Origin of the sequence: Candidatus Nitrosotenuis aquarius (genome assembly GCF_002787055.1) — an archaeon.
GTDB lineage: Archaea > Thermoproteota > Nitrososphaeria > Nitrososphaerales > Nitrosopumilaceae > Nitrosotenuis > Nitrosotenuis aquarius.
Genome location: NZ_CP024808.1, coordinates 1,160,051 through 1,180,609, shown reverse-complemented (window position 1 = coordinate 1,180,609; position 20,559 = coordinate 1,160,051). Strand labels below are relative to the sequence as shown.

Sequence of the window (20,559 nt, the reverse complement as noted above, 5' to 3'; positions counted from 1 at the left end):
TATACTGCTAAGGCGCAATTCATACCATGGAGCTAACAAAAGAAGAAGAGCTTGCACTAAAGGGAGAATATGGAGAAACACTAGAGACTGCATATCGAATCTTGGTTGCAACAGGCCAGGCAACAAATGCGCAAAAACTAGTTCCAATCCAGTGGGCGCACCTTTCTGGCGTCAACTATAACACCATAGGCGATGCAGGAGAAGAATTTCTATCAAAACTATCGCAAGACGCCAAGGTAAAAGTGATGACTACAGTAAACCCAATGGGCTTTGACTTTGATTCCGTATCAAAATATAATTTATCAGACGAATTTGTGCAAAAACAAAAAAGCATTGCAGACTCGTACAAGAAAATGGGAGTTATCCCTTCTTTTTCATGCATCCCATACGAAATATTTGATCTGCCGGAAAAGGGAACACAGGTCTCTTTTGCGGAAAGCAATGCGGCAATCTATGCAAATTCGATTGGCAACCTAAAGACAAACAAGGAAAGCGCATTTTCTGCTTTAGCTAGCGCACTGACAGGCAAATCTCCATATTCGGATCTTAGAATTGACGATACACCAAATCTTACAATACGAATGAAGCTAGAAAACCCAAACGAGCTTGAATTTGGAATGCTTGGCTATTTTGCAGGCAAAACAGCTGATAATGCAGTGCAACTATCGGGTATTTCAGACATGGACAGGCGAAAATGCAAGGCATTGTGCGGTGGCATGGGCACATCCGGCAGGTGCGGCAAGTTCATTCTAGGAGAGGAAAAGCCGGGCGCAGAAAAAGTCGACTTTGACAAAAAGGAAATGCAAAAAATCCATGATGAGCTAAACACAGCAGACAAGGGAGATATCATAACTCTGGGTAGCCCGCAGCTAGGACTGCAGGAAATTGCCGATCTTTCCTCAATGCTCAAGGGACGAGAGTTCTCAAAGCGCTGCATGGTTTTTTGCCCAAGGTCAGTCCAAGAGCAGGCAAGAAAGCTAGGATACACAAACGAAATAGAGAGGGCAGGCTGCGAAATTCTCTCTGACTGTTGTACGTGTCTGTCTCCACTTGTAGACAAAAACGAGATAGACTCTGTTACTACAAACAGCATCAAGGGAGCATACTATCTGAATAATTCTAATGGCGTTGGCGTAAACCTCAAGCCACTGTCGCAAATAATATCAGATGAAACAAGATGAAGGTTATCGTTGCAGGAAAGGCACAGGGGAAAATTCTCAAGACAAACACTCCAATTAACTTTCTTGGCACAGTCGACAAAAAAACAGGAATAATTCATGATTCAAAGCATGACTTGTTTAACATGCCAATGAAGGACTCTATTCTTGTTTTTCCAAACGGAGTTGGAAGCAGTGTCGGTGCCTATACAATATATTCAATAAAATCAAACCATTCTGCGCCGGCTGCCATGATCTGCAAAAAAGTCGACCTGACTGTTGCCTCTGGATGTGCTCTTGCAAACATCCCGCTTGTAATTGCAAGCGAGCAGGAATATGACAGACTGCAAAACGGCTCTAGCCTTACACTGGATACTGATTCTGGCAAGCTATAGCTCTTCTCTAATTATTATTCCATTTGGCTTTGTTTCCTTGAAGATTATTCCCTCAAATGCAAATACTCTGGTTTGTTTTTGCATCCAGCATTTTGAGGGCAGGCCTGCCTTTTGGCAAGTGTGATCTAGGAATTCTTTTTCTGACCAACCATATTCCACCGGTACCTGCGGCAATAACAACCCAGAATTGTATCCTTGTTTTATTATCAGGCCGTGTCGCCCCACTTTGATCTTGTCTGGAAGCGTGGCAGGATCATCTACGTGTATTTGCTCTGGAGGGGTAAGCACCGTCACCTCAAATGTGATGGTATCAAGCTCTGTTTTTTGTACAGGAGGAAACCTTGGGTCTTCTGTTGCAGCTGCAATTGCCGCCTCTGGCAATGCCTCGGAGATCTTTCTTGGCAGGGGAAATCCAATGCAACCCCGCAGATCATTTCTAGAGTTTAGTGTGACAAAGATCCCGGCATCAAAGGACAGTTTTGCTTCAATGTCTTTGCCCAGAGCTAGTCTGTGGCCAGTAGTGACAAATTCCGTTACAATTTTTCTTGCACTAGATACTAGAAGCTGGCCGTCCTGGTCTGTTATGTTAAATGATGCCATTTATTTCTGCAATTAATTTTTCCAAGTTTCTAATATGAGTTCCCACCCAATAGATGTGGTTACAGTCCTTGCACTGCCAGAACTTTTCCACAGATTCTGCAATTCTTGGAGGAATTTTTTTCAATATTGTGTGTTTTTCTATTTGTTCTAGCATACCATTACATAATGAACATCTGGAATAGTCAATAGCAAATTCCTCCAAGCCTATTTTGCGGGCAATCTCGACTAGCTGTTCTTTTTCTGTACTGGTTTCCAGCTTTATTGTTGTGATATCATGCTGGACTGCGTTTGTCGCAAGCCTGGAATCCTTGGTTATTATGATGCGGTTTTCCTTTTTTGCAGCAAGTATCAGGTCATCATCAGACATTGTGCTGTGATATTTGCAGTCAAAGCCAAAAATTCGTAGCTTTTTTGCTATTGTTCCAAGCATTGCATCCGCTAAAAAGCTAGGGCGATTCAACTTTGCTGTTGCCTGATTCCGTAATGTGGCTCTCGCCTGCAGGAAGCGCCCGCACAAAATCGTCAATGGTGAACTGTTTTGCAATGTCTTCCTGCAATTTGATGAATTCCACTCGCAATCTCTTTGCGCATTCTGTCATTTCATCTAGTCCAGGTTCTATTACTGCATAACAGATACAGATTTTTTTGACAGGCTCTGGGGGGCCGCACATTATGATGTATCGCTCATCGTGATACAATATCCCAACTGCCAGCTTCAGGTTTGGCGCCTTGATGAAATTTTTGTGGCCTTCCAAGACAAACGATCCTCTGGAGAGGAACTGTCCGCTTGGTGCCGCCTTTTTTACCTGATCCGGATTTATCCAGTATGCGCTCATGCCGTACATTGCCTCGCGCCATGCCCGACTAAAGCAGACAGTCGCCTGAGCTACTTCGTTTAGTGAATCAAACGGCAACGACTCTGGAACATCCTTTAGAACAAAAAAAGGCGAGCCAAAGATCTCTGCATGAAAGACCTTGTCGTTTTTTGCAAGCTGCTTTCGTATTATGGCAGAGTTTGATGACGAGTCCCTGCCGCCGATTGCCAGCAGGCCGTCAGAGGTGTAAAACCATCTGTACCTCTCAAACCACTCCTTTTTCTTAAATTCCGTAAAGAAGACTGCCTTTTTGGTCTCTTGCGACTTGGACCTGAGCTTGTCAATCTCCTTTTGATTTTTTCTTCTCAGTGACTCAATTGATTCTATTGCAGAAGACTGCCTCTTTGCCTCGTTAAATAAAGTGGATGCTAGTGCAGGAAATGATGAGTCTGCCCTTATCTGGATTTTTTCGTCGTCTATTTTGAGGAACAATATTCCCCTGTCCTTGACTAGTTCTGCGTTTTGTGACTTTAGGATTTCAGATGCCGCGGGATCCATGATGTTTGTTATACCATGAGAGGAAAATGTGTACAGGGATTTTGCTACGCTGGAGATCTTTTCTGCCTTTTCCTTTACCAGCGATATTGCCCTGCTTTGCTCGTCTATTGTGGACTGGATGTCTGCAATTTTTTTGTCCAACGAGCCGGATTTTATCTCCTTACCCTTTTCCAGTATTATCTTTGAGAATATTCTGTCTAGGCCTTCCATGAAGCTTGGGGCCGGCTCTTGCTCAGAATTTGGTATTGCAACGGAAACTGGATACACGTCTAGACCGTCTTCTGTTTTTACAATTGTAGGCGTGTGGTTGCCGGAAATTATTGTATCAATTAGGGTTTTTGCAGCTGACACCAAATCTGCAATGTTTTGATCCGTGACTGCGTTTGCAGCAAGATCAGGACTTACATTTGCCGTGCGCAGTATTTCCTCTGCATATTTTGTCGGCAGGCCGAATGTTCTGCCAAACCATTTTGCAATCGGCGTCGTAATTGATTTTAATTCGGCAAAATTCTCTGGACTGATTTCAAAAATGTTGAGGCCTTTTTGCGGTGGAGGTGTATAGATTGTACCTACACGGAGCTCCCTGTGTCGCACCTGTATTGAATGAAGTAGTGCCAAAACCTTGAGGTCTTTGTTGCAAAGCAAAATATTTCCGTCACCAAAAAACTCGCAAATCAGGACAAACTCTTTGTCAAATCCGGAAAACGTCAGATATGCGATTCGCTCAACGCCAATCTGCTCTATTTTAACCAGCTTTAGCCGCAAGAGATCATCGCGCAGCCTTTTTACAAGCTTGTTTTCCTCTAATGCCTCGATTTTAATTCCAGTAAACCACATCCCAATTGACGAGACCACCAAGAACAAGTCAGGCTTTTCGGGATGGTGCAGCTTGAACAGTACACTGTTCTGGTTTATTGAATAAATGTTGTTGACATAGTAATCTCGAGTTTTCTCAGCAATGTCCTTGACCAAAAACGCAAGCTCTATTCCAGCTAGTCCCATGTATATCCCAGCCGTGCTCCACTAATGAACTGAGTGCGACCAAACGTTTTAAACCAGACCTGCTCGAGTCACCCTTAGAAATTTCATTGAAGCATCCAAAAAAGAAATCGCCAAATCCTTCGGATCCTGCTGACGATAAAAAACCAGAGGTCGCATCGCCAACAGACAGCCAAGACGAGCTTGACAGGCGCAAAAAACTATTGGACAAATTATTCTGGATACGAATAGGGATGGCTGCAATTGGCGGCGTGATTGCGACATTTCTCTTCGAGTCAATCGAGGGCGAGGAGCGAAGATGGGCCTCAATTGGATTTATGATTATAGTGTTTATTGCATCTGCCGTAATTGGCAAAAGCATGAAGATAGGCCTACCATCCTCTGATAGGAAAAAACTAGTGACTACAGGCATGGGAACGTACGTGTTCTTGTACTTGTTCATGTGGATTTTATCATATACACTGGTACACCTGCCGGCAACCGGCGCTGCCCCGCTAAACCCAATTTAACATGTGGAACCACAAGACCCACGGAATACCTGACGAGGAATTTTTCAGAACAGAAGATGTCCCAATAACAAAAGAAGAGGTGCGCGCAATACAGATCAGCAAGGCACGGCTGTCAGAGGGGGATACTGTCTATGACATTGGGTGCGGCAGTGGCTCCATAACAGTAGAGGCCGGCATCCAAATAGGGAAGTCCGGCAAAATTTACGCAATAGACATTGACAAAAACGCAATAGAGCTTACCGGAAAAAACCTTGACAAATTTGGAGTTGCAAATGTGGAGCTAATACTATCTGATGCCAAGCAGAAAATCCCAGAATTACCACCAGCTGACGCAATCTTCATCGGGGGAACGGGAGGCGACACCAAGGATATTGTAACATTGTGCAATGATAAACTAAAGCCAGGTGCAAGAATAGTAATCGGAGTAATACTGATTGAAACCCTGTATGCTGTGCTGGATGTAATATACAAGCTGGGATTATCTGATGTTGATATTATTCAAGTCACAATATCCAAAAGCAAAAAGACCAGCACCGGAACAATGATGCTTGCAAGAAATCCGGTGACAATAATTTCTGCAACAAAGACCTAGATTCGCTTTTAACTAGGAAAATTTTTTGGTCTTACATGCATGACTTGATTTGTGTTGGATGCGGGCCTGGCGATCCTGAGCTGCTTACAGTCAAAGGAGTAAAGGCAATTCAAGACGCAGAAATCATTGCGTGTCCCACTGCAAAAGAAGACAAGCCAAGCATTGCGCTTTCGGTAGTAGAATCACTACTAGATAAATCAAAAATGCCAGAAATTGTGAATCTGGTCTTTCCAATGGTAAAGGACAAGGACACACTTGAAACAACCTGGGAGAAAAACACGAAAATTTTAGCCAATAAAGTCATGGAGGGAAAAAAGGTCGTATATCTGACAGTGGGCGACCCGTACCTGTACAGCACCTGGATTTACCTACATCGGGAATTGCAGACAAAATATCCGAACATCAAGATCAATGTCATTCCTGGAATAGTATCGATGTTTACGTTTGCATCAAAGGCCGGAATAAGTCTGGCAGAAGGAGCGGAGACCATGGCGGTAATCCCATCTTGTTATGATCTGTCGCGAGTTAAAGAGACAGCAAGGAACTGTGACACTATGATATTTCTCAAGGATGGCAGATATTTTGATCAGGTAATAAAATTACTCAAGGAGGCTGGCTTTTCAGATAATTCAATATTTGCAATAGGCCAAGACTTGGGAACACCAAATGAAATAGTCCGCAAAATGACGCTAGGCGAGGTAAACGAAAATACCATGACTACAAAATATTTTTCCATAATGGTGGTAAAGCGTGTCTAGGGTTTACTTTGTTGGGTGCGGCCCAGGCGACCCCGATCTCATAACAGTCAAGGCAAAAAAATTACTGCAAAGGGCAGACATTGTGGTGTATTCTGGTTCTTTGATTCCGGATGCAATACTGAAGATTTGCAAAAAGGCAAAGATGCACGACGCAGCTGGCCTAGTGCGCGAAGAAATATTTGAGATCCTAAAGCAAGGCGCCATCCAAAAAAAACTTACAATACGACTCCACGACGGCGATCCTGCAATTTATGGTGCCATTCGCGAGCAGACAGACAATTTGCAAAAAGAAGGAATAGAGTGTGTTGTGATTCCAGGCGTGACGTCGTTTTTGGCCTCATCTGCCGCTTTGGGATTGCAGCTGACACTGCCGGGTGTTACTCAAACTATGATTATAACACGCGCAGAAAAGCGCACCAAGGTGCCAAAGGAAGAGCAAATATCTGAACTGGCCAAGCACAAGTCCACCATGATTTTCTATCTGAGTGTGCATTTGCTATCTGACATAGTAAAGGAGGCAATCAAGGGGGGTTATCCAAAAACTACGCCTGCGGCCGTTGTGTACAGGGCAAGCTGGCCGGACCAAAAAATCATTACAGGAACACTAGAAGACATAACCAAAAAGGTCTGGGCGCAAAAAATTACGCGAACTGCAATTGTTATAATTGGTGATGTGATACAGCCCAAGTCGTATGAATATTCCAAGCTCTATGATAAGACATTTAGCCATGGATACAGAAAGGCCAAAAAGAACTAGTCACTTGACTAGCTCGAGATATCAAAAATAAAAAGAAAAAATATGTGACTATTGTGCTAGGTTGAACTGAGTTCCGCCTATGTTGATAGTCCACTGTACTGTCAAAGAGTCGCCGTTACCTACTGTGATTCCAGTAAATTGTTGTCTTGCAAACAATCCGCTTCCAGCTACAGTAGTGCTGTTGAACAATCCAGACTCGGAAACTGAAACAGAAGATCCTGTATTGCTAAATGTCTTAGCCAGAACTACTGTGGCAGCTGTATTACCTGCTGTTCCTGTTGAGTTTGTCCATGTTTTGGTTGTAGCTACTCCCCTTGCAAGTCCTGCTGGTGAAGTTAGTTCCGTGCCCAAAACAACATCTGTGCCGTTTGCAGCTGTAGTACCTACACCAATAGCAATTACATGCCATGGTTGACTCAGTGCACCTGTGCATGCACCTGTGCCTGTACCAGAACCTAGACCAGCACCTGCGCCGTCATCTTGGAACAAGAGCTTGGCAACACAGTTCTCACCAACATTGGTAATCACGTTGTCGCTTTGTCTATACTCTTTAACATTTCCTTCAGAATCTCTTAGTATAGTTTCAACATGTCCCATCATGTAAGCACCAGTCTGTGTATTAGTTGATACTTGGACTGGGCTGATACTCATTAAGCCTGAAACATTGGCTGTGAACATTCCTGCAACTACTGCTAAGGCAACTCCAAGAAATAGAGTATTCCTACTAGTTTTCATTATTCATCAGATCCAATTCCTGTATATAGAAATGATGGAATTTTTTATTGACAAATAGCTCCAAATTGGTAATTTTTGGCAAAAATCACCTTGAATTCGCGTGTGTTGGTATATTGAAATACGACTAAGTAGTTTTTATTCAAATATGCCGCATGACGGAAATATGATAGAACTCGTATCAATACTTGTATTGTTGATTGGATTTGGATCTGTTTTTGCAGATGCAGAGGAGTCCATCCAAATCACACTTTCTGGGACCATGAATAAAATCATCTTTGATGGTAAATGGACCTTTGAGCAGGAATGGAAACAATCAAGCCTAAATACATACTGGTATGAAAACCAAAACAAGAACATCATATTGCGATCTGCACATCAAGAAAACTATGTTTATTTTTTCATTGATGTAGTAACGGATGAGTCACTGGATAAAAATTTGGACTATGCAACAATATGTTTTGACTCAAAAAATGATAAAAATACAATTCCGGACTCTGATGATCGTTGTTTTACGGCAATACTTGGCAGTAGTACTGCTGTGACACTGCAGGGGGATCAGAAAGAAGAATTCAAGCAAGTAGAAAACCATCCTGATCTTATAGCAATAGGTGGAACTTCTGATCAAAATGACAGATACTCAGGCGTGCCGCATGCAAGCTACGAGTTCAGAATTCCAACCGACTTGATAGGAAGAAATAACATTTATGGATTTTATTTTCTAGTTTATGACGCTCATACTCAAAAATACTATTCATATCCAATCCAACTGTCTTCCGACGGCGAGATCTCTACACCGGACACTTGGGGTGAGATATATTCTCCAGATAAATCCCTCCCTGAGTTCTATGTGCCATTTTTGATAATTGTCCTTGGGTTTGCACTTGTGATATCTATGAATAGATCAAAACTATTCAGACAATATGCCTGACAATGAAAAAATCAAGATTACTGGAGTTAAACGACAAAGTAATAAAATGTAAAAAATGCCCGCGACTCTATCACTATACTAGGGAAATTGCCAAAACCAAAGTCAGGCGGTTCTCAGACAAGGTGTACTGGGGTAGGCCGCTACCAAGTTTTGGTGATGCCAATGCCGAGATACTGATTGTTGGCCTAGCGCCTGCCGCGCACGGTGGAAACAGGACAGGTAGAATGTTTACAGGTGACAGCTCAGGTGATTGGGTAGCCAAAGTATTATACGAGAATAAGCTTGCGACAAAGCCGACAAGTCAAGATCTAAATGATGGGTTTTTTCTAATTAATTGCTATATCACAGCAGCAGTTCGGTGTGCGCCTCCAGATAACAAGCCCACTGGAGAAGAAATGCAAAACTGTTCTATCTATCTAGAAAAAGAAATTGAATATTTACAAAGTATTCGTGTGATTGTATGCCTAGGAAAAATTGCATTTGATGCGGTATGCAAGATTTTAGGCATAAAAAGGGCAAAGTTTGCTCATGGGAATGTGGTGAATGCACAAAACTGTGTTGTCGTGTGTAGTTATCATCCAAGTAGGCAGAACACTCAGACAGGTAGGCTACAGTGGGATCAGTGGAATTCTATATTTGTTGCAGCTAAAAAACTAGCAAAAAACATGTGTAATTAAAGAAACAAAAAGAATTTCGCCGATCAACCTACTCGTAAGTAGAGGAGCTTGATTGGGACGAAAGTCCAGATGGTGAAGGAACAGATGGGAATCTGTCGCCAATTTGCTGTTCAGCAACTGCTGATGCTTCCTGCAAGATCTTTTCAGTTTCTTCGCTTGAAATGTCAGATCCGACATTGAATGCATCGCCTGCCAGTGAGTCCATCATCAGACCGCTGAGTGTTTGTGTCATAGAGTTTAGCTCTGCATCTGCTTCTGGCATAAAGCGTCCTAGTGAGGACTTGAGGCCCTTCATTGTCGACATTGCTGGACCTATTGCTACCATAGCATCACCCAGGTCATGGATGGTGGTCAGGCGCAACTGTACTTGCTCTAGTGCCATTCTTGCATTGCCTAGCATCTTTGTGACTTTGCGTATTTCAGCTAGTTCGTTTGATAAGACACGACTTGCGCTGGTGTCATGCTGTTGCATTGCAGCTACGATTCGTTTGAATAGTTGAGCGTCACGTTCGTGCAATTTGTTTAACATTGAATCCATTTTTGAGATTTGCAATTGCAGTTTGTTGACTGCGGTTTGAATTCTTGGTTTCAATGCACCCTGTGGTTTAACAGAGTCTCGAAGTCTGTCTGCCACACTTGCAGTGTCCTGACGTGCCCAATTTTTCTCGAAGCCGGTCATGCGGAACCGTTTAGGATTTAATTCTTAATTGGGGTAGTGCAGAATAATCAACTATAGAGTAAATTTAGCTAACAAAATGTAAATCCTCAGGGAGGTAGTGGGTGTCATGAGGAAAGTAGTTGTCTTTGATTCTGGCCTAGGATCGTTATCAATTGTTAGAGCAATTATGAAAACAACCAAAGTAGATGTCATCTATTTTGCTGATCAAAAAAACTATCCATATGGAACAAAAACAAATGCCGAACTATTGAAGATAATAAAACACACTATAAAATCACTAAAGAAAAAATTCAATCCAAGTGTAATTGTGATTGGTTCAAACACACCTACATTGTTATTTCCTAGCTTGTTTGATGATAAGACCATCATGGGGGTGTTGCCCCCTATTGCTGATGCACAAAATAAAACAAAAACAAACTCTATTGCAATATTGGGCAGTAGGGCCATAATAACAAGCAAGGAAACAAAAAAATTCATACAAAAAAATCTCGTAAAAAAAATCTGTGTTATTATGATTGATGCAAGCAAGCTTATTGATCTTGTAGAATCAGGCAAATTCCTTTCTGATAAAAAATATTGTAAAGCAATAATTGATCAAACACTTACAAAGAAAATCTTACAACATAGCATCGATGTTGTTACATTATCCAGCACACATCTCCCATTCTTGTTGCCTATCTTGAAAAAATTATTTCCAAAAATAATGTTTCTGGATCCATCTATACAGGTGGCCACTGAGCTTGTAAATAACAAATTTTTTTCTGCATCAACAAAAAACTCACTACGAGTATTTTCATCTGGCGATACGAAACAACTAGAAAAAAATCTTATGAAACTAAAAATTAAAACCAAAGTAAGATCATTGACATTTTAATTTTCTAATTTGATTACGTGTTGCAGATTTTTGTAAAAAATTGCGATCTTATTGTAGCTAATCGATAGAACCATGTTGGCAAGTGTTGGTTAGGTGTTTTGCCAACATGGAAGAGACATTTGCATATAATTTCCTCACTTCTTATCTGAATTTTTTGTAAAGTTATTCTAATAATGTTACAACATCATTTGACGAAAATTTCGACGAAACTGTCCCAGCTTTTGCTATTCTCAAAACATCAGATACTTTCTGTTGACTTAGTAATTTCTGCGGTGTAAAAATTGACTAGACAAAAACTTGTGGTAGCTGCATTACTTGCAATGTTTGCAATACAATTCCTTAACCCGGCCTATTCCTCTATTGAAATAACTAATCAAGAAAAAACTGAAATTTCTGATTCAGTGATTTCAACACAAAAACCGACAATCAACACAATGATCAACCTGGAAGAAAAGCCTACTAAGTTTAGATTTAACGAAGTAACACTTTCAATTGTCAAAAAACCTCAAATCACAAAAACAATTTTTGTAACGGAGAAAATGACGATGACAAATACCAAAGATGGTGAAACATCACTACACCTAATCAAAAAAGAAAACAATCTTGCATTGCTTGATCGAATCTTTGGTAAGAGAAAGGATCAACTGGACAATGTTATTGGTATATCACAGTATACTGGTCCAATTGATCTATCCTTTGATGATGCACCCATGCAATCTGATGATGGTATGGGTGTATACCGTGATACCAACATAGAGTCTCTATGGGGTATTTCATTAGCTTTAACTAATCATGTTGCTGCATTGCAACCCTCGTTTTACAATCTCATATCTGTCGATATTGATGATCTATCTATTATCGGACCGCAGTTGGAGCTAATCCAAAAAACACTACATCCGACATCACCGGTGTTGTTTATTTTTGCCCTTTCGGCCTGTTATCTAATTATTAGATCTGAAGATCATAAAATCAAAATTCAAAGTTACAGACAGATTCTCTGTCTTGCATTTGTGGTAATTCTGCTCTCGTCTACCGTTACTATTCCTCTATCAATATCTGATAGCTACTATGCGTATGCCCAGGAGGCTCAAGATTCTCTTGAGGCTATGGGATCATCCTCCACCTCGTTTGGTCCGCAAGAACCGGCCTCTATAGACACTGAAGAGTCGACTACACTGGAACCTGTTATGCCGCTAGAACTAATTCCTGATGCTCAGCCTGCCATTGAAAATATTGAGACTGTTCTTGAATTAGACACTCAGACCATCCCAGCCACCAACTCCACTCAGACCATCCCAGCCACCAACTCCACTCAGACCATCCCAGCCACCAACTCCACTCAGACCATCCCAGCCACCAACTCCACTCAGACCATCCCAGCCACCAACTCCACTCAGACCATCATACTAGCCGAAAATCTGAACCTAGATGATGTATTTGATATCACAATCATACCTACAACGCCGATTTGGGATTCTGTTAATGGCTCCGAACTGATTGGAGACGTTTTTGTAAATGAAACAGGCATCATCCTAGACGGAGGATTTGTCAAATCAAACACGACTGAAACAAACTCCACATCACTTTCTATCACAGCATGGATCAAGCCAGACTATACTTCTGGCTCGTCTACATTTACCATAATCTCAAAAGAAGGACAATTCAAATTTACACTAAACAACATACTTGATCCACAACAAATAGCATCATTTTCTATATTTGATGGCATAAAATGGCATAGCATAGAAGGAAATGACAAGTTGGGAAGCGGTTGGTCGCACATAGGTGCTTCATTTAACGGCTCCGACATTTCCATATTCACAAATGGAACGCTCTCAAAATCAGAAAAAATCAAGTCACTAAACACGACTACTGGATTGGTAGAAGAAATGTTTGTACAAATTCCAGATTCGAATGCTGACATCATAGTGGGCGCTTCTCTTGACTCAAGAACAGTAGATACTGGAAATGCATTATTCTCAGGCAAGATAGATGAACTGCAAATCTATGATAAACATCTAACAGAAGAACAAATCTTCCAAATTTATAATCAAATGCTAGCTACCAAACTCACAAACCCAATAATCAATGCAACAATCCCTACAATTGAATTAGCTCCAATTAATCTGCTCAACAACACTTCGTTTAATGGAACACTAAACATCAATGGAACACTGAACGCCAACGCTACACAAATAATCACAGCTCCACAAGTGAATGTCACAAATGAGTTAACCATAACTGCATGGGTTGATCCGGATTATTCTGCAGCATCAGACGAAATGACCATAGTATCAAAAGAAAAATCATTTGTACTATCCATAAACAACATTCTGGAGCCAACACATGTCGCAAAATTCTCCGTCTTTGATGGTTTCAAATGGACTGACATTTTTGGTTTGGATGAAATTCAAAGCACCAGTCATCTGGCCGCAGTTATCAATGGAACAGAAATTATGCTGTACGTGAACGGCACAAAACAAAACAACAAAATTCTTGATGACATCTTTGAGATAACGGAACATAGAATTCAACCAAGAGTGGGTGGAGTCGCTGACTCTGATTCTCAAGTTATAATAGGCGCGTATCAGTCTACACTGCGTTCAGAGCCAAAACTGGAAAACAAATTTGCAGGAATAATAGACACTACAACAGTCTATCCAAGAGCACTAAGCGCTGATGAGATCAGACTGATGTACAACATCAGATTTGCACAAAACCACAACCTTGATCTTCTGGAATCAATTGACATCACAGAAGACTATGTCAAGTTATACAATGTTACTGGAATCCAAGATGTCAATCAAACCGATATCATGCTGGATACGAACAAGACCAGCGTAGACATTATTGCAGATCCAACACTTACACAAACAAAACCAAGTTATCTAATCAACGAGGAAGTTGAATTCCAGCTAGAATACTATGATGAATCTGAAATCCTGCTTATGCAGATAGCAGAACTTGAAAACACACTAGCTGAGCTTATTGAAGAACAAGAAACAGATAACAGTGAGCAGATTGACACCAACCCCACAAATAACGTCATTGTATTGCCGCAAACAAATTCAACATCAAATGACATTACAACCTCAGTAGAACAACAAGCAAACTCTACTGATGCTGTGTCAAGTCAAAACAATACTGCAATAGACCCAATCGGATACTTGATTGCGGCATTTTTGCCATTCGCCGACGCAGAACAAACTGAAAAAGACGCGGTATTGGAACAAATTGTACAGACAAAACAAAAACTCAAACAACTGCGTGAAAAACTAGTACAAACAAAACAAAACAACACCGTGGTATCGGATCTTAAGGATGAAATCAAGGAAATCTCAAATGACTTGACAATCATAAACCAAAATGTCACAGATTCTGTTTTGCCAGAAAGAACAGATGATCTCAATGAATATCTCAACACTACCGAAACAGTAAAAGAAGTCCAGTATGAAATATGGCAGCAAGACAACAGCACCATTACAACCCAGATCTATTCACCACAGGGACAGCTCATACAGACTAGTACAAAATACGAAAAACTCAGAGATGGCAAATTCAACATTAAACTAAATCCTGAACAAATCATAACTCCTGGAGTATACAAAATAGCAACAATTCTTCAGGTAGATGATCAACAGTTTGTAGTGTATGGCGAATTTGCCTGGGGTCTTGTATCACTAAACACCAAAAAGAGCATTTACAAGCCTGGTGAAATCGCCAATTTGGAAATTGTTGTACTCGATAACGAAGGACATCCAGTATGTGACGCAAATATTTCATTGATAGTAACTGATCCATTACTGAACAATCAAACACTAACCAGTCATGATGGAATTATTCCAAATGAAGATTGCGGAGTTTATGATGCTAAATATCAAACATCCTTAGAAGGAACACACCAAATAGAAATCTCAGCAACCACGCCATCTGGAATAACTACATTTGAGACTGACTTTGCGGTAAAATCACTCTATGAATATGACATAATCCGAACTGCACAAAGCAAAATCGATCCAATCACAAATCCCAACTCTTTTGCAGTGAAAATCGACATTGAATCGTTTGTTGGGGGCCAACAAGTAACCATTCGTGAATTTGTTCCAGCACAACTGAATGTAACTACTGATGGACTAGTACAAGAAATCAACGGTACCAAGATAATCGCCTGGACTAGAAACCTAGATCAAAATAAGACCAGTGTTTCGTACGAATATTCCATACCGCTTGAATTCCCAAGATTATATGCATTAGGCAAAATGGAAATCAAACAAGAAAATGTCGCATTCACAGAGGCAAGAAACTGGTACGTCGCAGCTGATCCACCCATAATATCAAACGACGACGCATTTATTGCATATGGATCAAGTGCAGCATCTTCCAGAGCAATTCCCAAAATCAGGGCATGGACTTCGGATAATAAAGGAACATGGGGAAATGAGGTAGAGCTTCCCACTACTGGATCTAATATTGAATTTGTGGAGCTCAAATATTCACCTGCTGCAAACAGGCTAGTACTAATTACTTCTAGCGCGGATGATAACTTGGATGCATATGTTTGTGACGGAAACTGTACAACATCCAGTAACTGGTCTGTGACAAATAACATCGGAGCCGCAACATCTGTGTCAGCAAAGAAATTTGATTTTGCATTTGAGAGTGCCACTGGAGATGCCATCCTCGTTTATTCATTAGTAAGTACTAATGCATCAAGGGATCTGGCCTATAGGATTCTTCCTGCAGGATCTACAACATGGGGTTCAGAACAATACATCAATGATTCTACAGAGGCAGCAGATGTTCAATATACCTGGCTTGATGTAGCAAGAGATCCTATATCAAACAGTGAGGAGTTAACTTTGGTGGGATTTGATAATACTAATGATGATGTAAATGCATGGGTGTGGAATGGAAACAGCTGGGGCAATCAACAAGAAATAACAAACGCTGCAACTGATCCAGCTACAAGGGGAGAAGGCCAGGCAGTAGAGTACGAGTCTGATGGTGGAAATGCCATAGTTCTTGCAGGTTCTGGTGCTAGTGGAAACATAGTCAATGCTACATGGAACGGATCCACATGGTCAGTTCACTCTGGCTTTGATCCTCTCAGTGGCACATTAGACTTACAATGGGTTACACTAAAGGCAGATCCGAATTCTGATGATGTAATGGCCGTGTTGCAATATACCGGTTCTGACTTGGCTACGGCATATTGGGATGGTCGAGCGTGGACTGCAATTCCAACAAGTCTTGCTGGACATGACAATGCGGTTGATAATGCAGGTACAAGAGTTGCAGACTTTGCTTGGATGCCGACTTTGAATAGAGGTATTCTTGCATGGGAAACCGATGGAACTGGAACAAACGTTGAATTCGTAGTCTGTTCTCCTAAATGTACTGCAACACAACAATCGAATGCTACGTATTCTGGTACTGGAAGATGGATGTCCCTATATACAAACTATGATGCAGGTGATTCTAACGCAAATATCTTAGGCATACGACTAAACAGTGTAAACGTTCTGTCTGGATTTAGAATCAACTTCAATCTAAATGCCACGACCTATGGGGATGGAAGTATCACAACTAATACTCAAACATCTACATTTGATCTGTACTCTCTTGCTTTTAGGAATCAGCCAAAATACGCTGCTTTATCAGAGAATTTAGGTTTCAAAGACACTATAAGAACGACTTTGACAAAATCTCTCTCCGAAAAACTTGGCTTCAAAGACACCATAGTAAAAACTCCAACTAAGACCCTCTCCGAAAAACTTGGCCTCAAAGACATTGCAGGAAAAACACAAAGTAAGACCCTCTCCGAAAAACTTGGCTTCAAAGACACCATAGTAAAAACTCCAACTAAGACCCTCTCCGAAAAACTTGGCCTCAAAGACAACACTCAACGAATAAAAACAAAACTAGTGCTATTGTCAGAAAAACTTGGCTTCAAAGACACCATAGTAAAAACTCCAACTAAGACCCTCTCCGAAAAACTTGGCTTCCAAGACATTGCAGGAAAAACACAAACCAAGCGACTAACAGAAAACCTAGGATTCACAGACAACACAGCTCGCACCCCAACTAAGATCCTCTCAGAAAACCTAGGATTCACAGACAACACCGCAAGGACAGCAACCAAGACACTCTCAGAGAACCTCGGCTTTACTGACAACACCGCAAGGACAGCAACCAAGCGACTAACAGAAAACCTAGGATTCACAGACAACACAGCTCGCACCCCAACTAAGATCCTCTCAGAAAACCTAGGATTCACAGACAACACCGCAAGGACAGCAACCAAGACACTCTCAGAGAACCTCGGCTTTACTGACAACACCGCAAGGACAGCAACCAAGCGACTAACAGAAAACCTAGGATTCACAGACAACACAGCTCGCACCCCAACTAAGATCCTCTCAGAAAACCTAGGATTCACAGACAACACCGCAAGGACAGCAACCAAGACACTCTCAGAGAACCTCGGCTTTACTGACAACACCGCAAGGACAGCAACCAAGCGACTAACAGAAAACCTAGGATTCACAGACACTATAACAAGAACTACAGTCAAATCATTAACAGAAAAACTTGGCTTCAAAGATACAATTGCATTTAAGGGAGGATGGGAAATTGAGGCAAGAAATACAACAAATGCACTAATCGGCGGAGCAACATACAGAATATCTCCAAATCCAAATGGTGGAAGCTCAGCATTCATTGTAACAGACAATGACTCAAATGATCTTGATTCTACCGTAGGTAGAGTTGGATTCTCGCAAGCACCTCTTGGCACCTATAACATAACCATGACTATAATACCCTCGGCATACAATGTGCTTGGTAACAGTACCATGCACGAAGTACATGCAACAAACATTCATGGAACATCTGTATTCAGAGTAGCACTACAAAGCTCTTCACTATCTCAATTGGCGCCAACTGTAATTACAACCGCTCCAATGTTAAACAGTACTACCTACACTGCTTGGACTAGCACATTTAGTGCAACCATAGTTAATGGCTCATCTACTACAACCATTAACGCAGTAAATCAACTGCCACCAATTGTCTCTGTAGGAAATGCAACTAGTCAACTAAGTGACGCAATCACAAAACAAGCATCAATTAGGCTCAGTACCTCATTTACATCACAGACATCAGGCCAAACAATCATCAATTCTTTGGGCGTACAAAATTACACCGTTTCAACCTCACCATTTACTACATCAGTAATTCCAAGTATGGTAACAGCACCCTCAGGGACATCTTCACAATTTGTGGCAACTCCACCATTGACTGGTTTCGTACCTGGTCAGGCAGTAGTAGTACCGGTAGAAACATCTCTTTTACCATCCTATGGTGGACTGGTCCAGCTTTCAGTTGATGCAGCTGATGGATCATCTTCAATTGGAAATGCCAAAAACGATTGGTTTGTAGTAGAAACTGCATCAACAATTCCAAGTACACTTGGAACCTCAGGAATTTCAAATGATCGCATTAATCTATTTGTGGATGTTAGCTATCAATACGAAATAAGCAATAAAGGATTCAACTGGAGTGTTGAAAACAATTTTGCTACAAAACCAACACTCACATTGAGAGTTGCAAAATCAAGCACAGTAGAATCTGATGCAAATGGATGTCCAATTATGACTGCATACACTCTGAACAGAGCAACTAGCACTTGGATACAAACTGGAATATCGATTACAACACCATCTTCAGTAAACTCGAACAGCTGTGATGTAATCCTATCAACTCCACACTTTAGCGAATTTGCATTATCATCAAAGACAAAGGCAAGCACATCAAGTGGAGCAAGTACATCGGGAGGAGATGCAGGTGGAAGCGGAGGTGGAGGAGGAACAAGTGGTGGATCTATAGGCACAGTTGGTGCTCCAGGAACAGTTGCAAACCCAATTGTACTCTACCAAGCACAATACGATGTTTGTGATAGAAACATGGTCAGAATCATCGCAGGTGTCTATGGCTCTGAAGCCCCACCACCACATGTCAAGATAAGAACCCCAGACAGAGAGGTATATTCAGCAACACTAGCAAAGGACCAGCCATACCTAGAACACAACAAGATACTCCAAGTAAGCAGATATGTCTATGAAGCACCAATCAATAGAGACCTCAAATACTTTGTAATTACCGCAGAGCAGGTCAACGGAAGAATTGCAACATCTACATCATACTTGGTAAACATCTATGGTTGTTCTGACACAATAATCATCAACCCAATGACTGACTTGGATAAAATACGTGTGGATACTGTCGTCGAAGAGGGCAGACCAAACATCTTTGATGTTAAATTCCAGATAGAATCTGGCAAGCCAGTGCCATCCACTGCAGTAAACCAGTACATCCAAGGCAACGAAAAAGTCACAGTAACAGGCATAATTGACTCACAAACCGAGCTTAGACGTGCAGAACTACGTGTAGTCACAGGCGGAAACAACTATACCGACTATGCGGCAGTAAAGATGGATGTTGCACCACTAGCTGGTGTTGCAAACACGTACATTGTATCTGCAGAATTGCCAACAACATTCCTGCAAACTCCAGCTATAATCTACTGGATACATGTAGTGAATCAGGAAGAAAAGATCCAAGCATCAGAAAAATACTATCTAGGCGTCAAGCCAACCTATCCACTAGATGCAAGACTAGAGCTAGACACACCAATTGCAAAGTCACAAGGATCAACTCTTAGACCATCTGCATATGTATACAATGAAGGCAAGCCACTCTTTGGCTCAGTGTCGTTATTAGTAAATGGCAAGGTAGAATTCACATCAAGCGAATATGTCTTTAAAGATATCACTGCAATTGACCTTGCATGGAACGTACCGGAACTAGATTCACAGACAAGCTATGACATCAAGGCAAGACTAAACCTCTACGACAAAGAGATTGACACTGGATCCACAACAGTCAACACATTCAAGTCTACAAAGTCATATTCCATATCTGATGTGATAAATGTCCAGTCTATAGTAGATGAGCAGCAAAAGCTAGTGGCAAGAGCTGGATTGCTATACTCATCAGATGCAAATCCAAATCTGCATTATAGAGTAGTATCACCAGACGGCAAGTGTGTCATTGGAGATTCTGACTCTTGCATGGTAAAACACTCCACTCTAGGCAAGAGAGGAAATGCAGAAAGCATCGAGATTGACGGCCAAATCTTCAGAGTAAGATATTCCGGCCAAAACAGCCCGCTGGAGAGATTCAGCATCACCTCAGTTGACCCAATCGAGGGAGTCTGGAGTGTATCACTAGAATCGGATAGCATTGTACCTGAAGCGCATGCCTCAGAGGACACTCAAATCAAGATAAAGTACAGGACATTGTTTGCCAAGCCGATCACGCTGACCTCGGACTATGGCTCCTAAATTTTCCGTTTTGGAACCAAAAATCTAGTCGCAATTCCGTAGATCCTATATTACCTAGGTTGTAATCGTGCGTAATGAGGTCTGACTGGCCCAATTTGGCATTTCCAATTCTGGGATTTGAT

Annotated in this window: 15 protein-coding genes; 10 read left to right on the top strand and 5 right to left on the bottom strand. The window is 41.4% G+C overall.

Translation table 11 applies throughout. The features are described 5' to 3' along the window. The first annotated feature begins 26 nt into the window (after positions 1 to 26). The gene (locus NAQ_RS06865; protein WP_100182830.1) at positions 27 to 1,181 is read left to right on the top strand and encodes an aconitase X; all 1,155 of its coding nucleotides are present in this window, start codon (positions 27 to 29) and stop codon (positions 1,179 to 1,181) included. Then, complete coding sequence (locus tag NAQ_RS06860) at positions 1,178 to 1,552, top strand: aconitase X swivel domain-containing protein (protein ID WP_100182829.1); 375 nt, start codon at positions 1,178 to 1,180, stop codon at positions 1,550 to 1,552. The genes NAQ_RS06865 and NAQ_RS06860 overlap by 4 nt, the downstream gene beginning before the upstream one ends. On the opposite strand, the gene NAQ_RS06855 is transcribed toward NAQ_RS06860, so the two are convergent. The 3 genes from NAQ_RS06855 to rqcH are packed head-to-tail and all read right to left on the bottom strand — an operon-like array spanning position 1,547 to position 4,527. Then, positions 1,547 to 2,152, bottom strand: a complete 606-nt coding sequence (locus NAQ_RS06855) for a TIGR00296 family protein (protein ID WP_100182828.1) — start codon at positions 2,150 to 2,152, stop codon at positions 1,547 to 1,549. The two genes, NAQ_RS06860 and NAQ_RS06855, sit on opposite strands and share 6 nt — an antisense overlap. Beyond that, the gene (locus NAQ_RS06850; RefSeq protein WP_162858689.1) at positions 2,139 to 2,612 is read right to left on the bottom strand and encodes a Mut7-C RNAse domain-containing protein; all 474 of its coding nucleotides are present in this window, start codon (positions 2,610 to 2,612) and stop codon (positions 2,139 to 2,141) included. The genes NAQ_RS06855 and NAQ_RS06850 overlap by 14 nt, the downstream gene beginning before the upstream one ends. Next, positions 2,599 to 4,527: a ribosome rescue protein RqcH gene (gene rqcH / locus NAQ_RS06845; protein WP_100182826.1), complete on the bottom strand. Its 1,929-nt coding sequence runs from the start codon at positions 4,525 to 4,527 to the stop codon at positions 2,599 to 2,601. Before rqcH ends, NAQ_RS06850 begins: the two co-directional genes overlap by 14 nt. An 86-nt stretch (positions 4,528 to 4,613) precedes the next feature. On the opposite strand from rqcH, the gene NAQ_RS06840 reads away from it, so the two are divergent. From NAQ_RS06840 to cobM, 4 genes are read left to right on the top strand one after another with little or no spacing between them, the layout of a single operon-like run. Continuing rightward, positions 4,614 to 5,033 (top strand): Rab5-interacting family protein, encoded by a 420-nt coding sequence (locus NAQ_RS06840; RefSeq protein ID WP_100182825.1) that lies wholly within the window; start codon positions 4,614 to 4,616, stop codon positions 5,031 to 5,033. Position 5,034: 1 nt separating this feature from the next. After that, positions 5,035 to 5,625 carry a precorrin-6Y C5,15-methyltransferase (decarboxylating) subunit CbiT gene (gene cbiT / locus NAQ_RS06835; protein ID WP_100182824.1) on the top strand — a complete coding sequence of 197 codons (591 nt, stop codon included), beginning with the start codon at positions 5,035 to 5,037 and terminating at the stop codon, positions 5,623 to 5,625. Between the two features lie 35 nt (positions 5,626 to 5,660). Further along, positions 5,661 to 6,383 carry a precorrin-2 C(20)-methyltransferase gene (gene cobI / locus NAQ_RS06830; RefSeq protein ID WP_100182823.1) on the top strand — a complete coding sequence of 241 codons (723 nt, stop codon included), beginning with the start codon at positions 5,661 to 5,663 and terminating at the stop codon, positions 6,381 to 6,383. Beyond that, a complete protein-coding gene (gene cobM / locus NAQ_RS06825; RefSeq protein WP_100182822.1) occupies positions 6,376 to 7,140 on the top strand; it encodes a precorrin-4 C(11)-methyltransferase in 765 nt (254 codons plus the stop codon). Before cobI ends, cobM begins: the two co-directional genes overlap by 8 nt. A 48-nt stretch (positions 7,141 to 7,188) precedes the next feature. Here cobM and NAQ_RS06820 read toward each other — a convergent pair whose 3' ends face one another. After that, positions 7,189 to 7,875 carry a hypothetical protein gene (locus tag NAQ_RS06820; RefSeq protein WP_162858688.1) on the bottom strand — a complete coding sequence of 229 codons (687 nt, stop codon included), beginning with the start codon at positions 7,873 to 7,875 and terminating at the stop codon, positions 7,189 to 7,191. Between the two features lie 163 nt (positions 7,876 to 8,038). Here NAQ_RS06820 and NAQ_RS06815 point away from each other — a divergent pair, with 163 nt between their 5' ends. Continuing rightward, entirely contained in the window at positions 8,039 to 8,803 is a 765-nt protein-coding gene (locus NAQ_RS06815) for a hypothetical protein (RefSeq protein ID WP_162858687.1), read from the top strand. Positions 8,804 to 8,805: 2 nt separating this feature from the next. Continuing rightward, a complete protein-coding gene (locus NAQ_RS06810) occupies positions 8,806 to 9,480 on the top strand; it encodes a uracil-DNA glycosylase (protein WP_100182819.1) in 675 nt (224 codons plus the stop codon). 28 nt (positions 9,481 to 9,508) lie between these two features. Here NAQ_RS06810 and NAQ_RS06805 read toward each other — a convergent pair whose 3' ends face one another. Beyond that, complete coding sequence (locus NAQ_RS06805) at positions 9,509 to 10,159, bottom strand: Snf7 family protein (RefSeq protein WP_100182818.1); 651 nt, start codon at positions 10,157 to 10,159, stop codon at positions 9,509 to 9,511. A 106-nt stretch (positions 10,160 to 10,265) separates the two neighbouring features. On the opposite strand from NAQ_RS06805, the gene NAQ_RS06800 reads away from it, so the two are divergent. Further along, positions 10,266 to 11,033: a glutamate racemase gene (locus NAQ_RS06800; RefSeq protein WP_100182817.1), complete on the top strand. Its 768-nt coding sequence runs from the start codon at positions 10,266 to 10,268 to the stop codon at positions 11,031 to 11,033. A 281-nt stretch (positions 11,034 to 11,314) separates the two neighbouring features. Then, complete coding sequence (locus tag NAQ_RS06795) at positions 11,315 to 20,437, top strand: laminin G domain-containing protein (protein ID WP_162858686.1); 9,123 nt, start codon at positions 11,315 to 11,317, stop codon at positions 20,435 to 20,437. Positions 20,438 to 20,559: the final 122 nt, after the last annotated feature.

Excerpts from the sequence above, each read along its gene's own strand:
- NAQ_RS06865 (WP_100182830.1), top strand. The coding sequence starts at position 27 with ATGGAGCTAACAAAAGAAGAAGAGCTTGCACTAAAGGGAGAATATGGA.
- rqcH (WP_100182826.1), bottom strand. The coding sequence starts at position 4,527 with ATGGGACTAGCTGGAATAGAGCTTGCGTTTTTGGTCAAGGACATTGCT.
- NAQ_RS06810 (WP_100182819.1), top strand. The coding sequence starts at position 8,806 with ATGAAAAAATCAAGATTACTGGAGTTAAACGACAAAGTAATAAAATGT.
- NAQ_RS06805 (WP_100182818.1), bottom strand. The coding sequence starts at position 10,159 with ATGACCGGCTTCGAGAAAAATTGGGCACGTCAGGACACTGCAAGTGTG.
- cobI (WP_100182823.1), top strand. The coding sequence starts at position 5,661 with ATGCATGACTTGATTTGTGTTGGATGCGGGCCTGGCGATCCTGAGCTG.
- NAQ_RS06860 (WP_100182829.1), top strand. The coding sequence starts at position 1,178 with ATGAAGGTTATCGTTGCAGGAAAGGCACAGGGGAAAATTCTCAAGACA.
- NAQ_RS06800 (WP_100182817.1), top strand. The coding sequence starts at position 10,266 with ATGAGGAAAGTAGTTGTCTTTGATTCTGGCCTAGGATCGTTATCAATT.
- cbiT (WP_100182824.1), top strand. The coding sequence starts at position 5,035 with ATGTGGAACCACAAGACCCACGGAATACCTGACGAGGAATTTTTCAGA.
- NAQ_RS06815 (WP_162858687.1), top strand. The coding sequence starts at position 8,039 with ATGATAGAACTCGTATCAATACTTGTATTGTTGATTGGATTTGGATCT.
- NAQ_RS06820 (WP_162858688.1), bottom strand. The coding sequence starts at position 7,875 with ATGAAAACTAGTAGGAATACTCTATTTCTTGGAGTTGCCTTAGCAGTA.
- NAQ_RS06855 (WP_100182828.1), bottom strand. The coding sequence starts at position 2,152 with ATGGCATCATTTAACATAACAGACCAGGACGGCCAGCTTCTAGTATCT.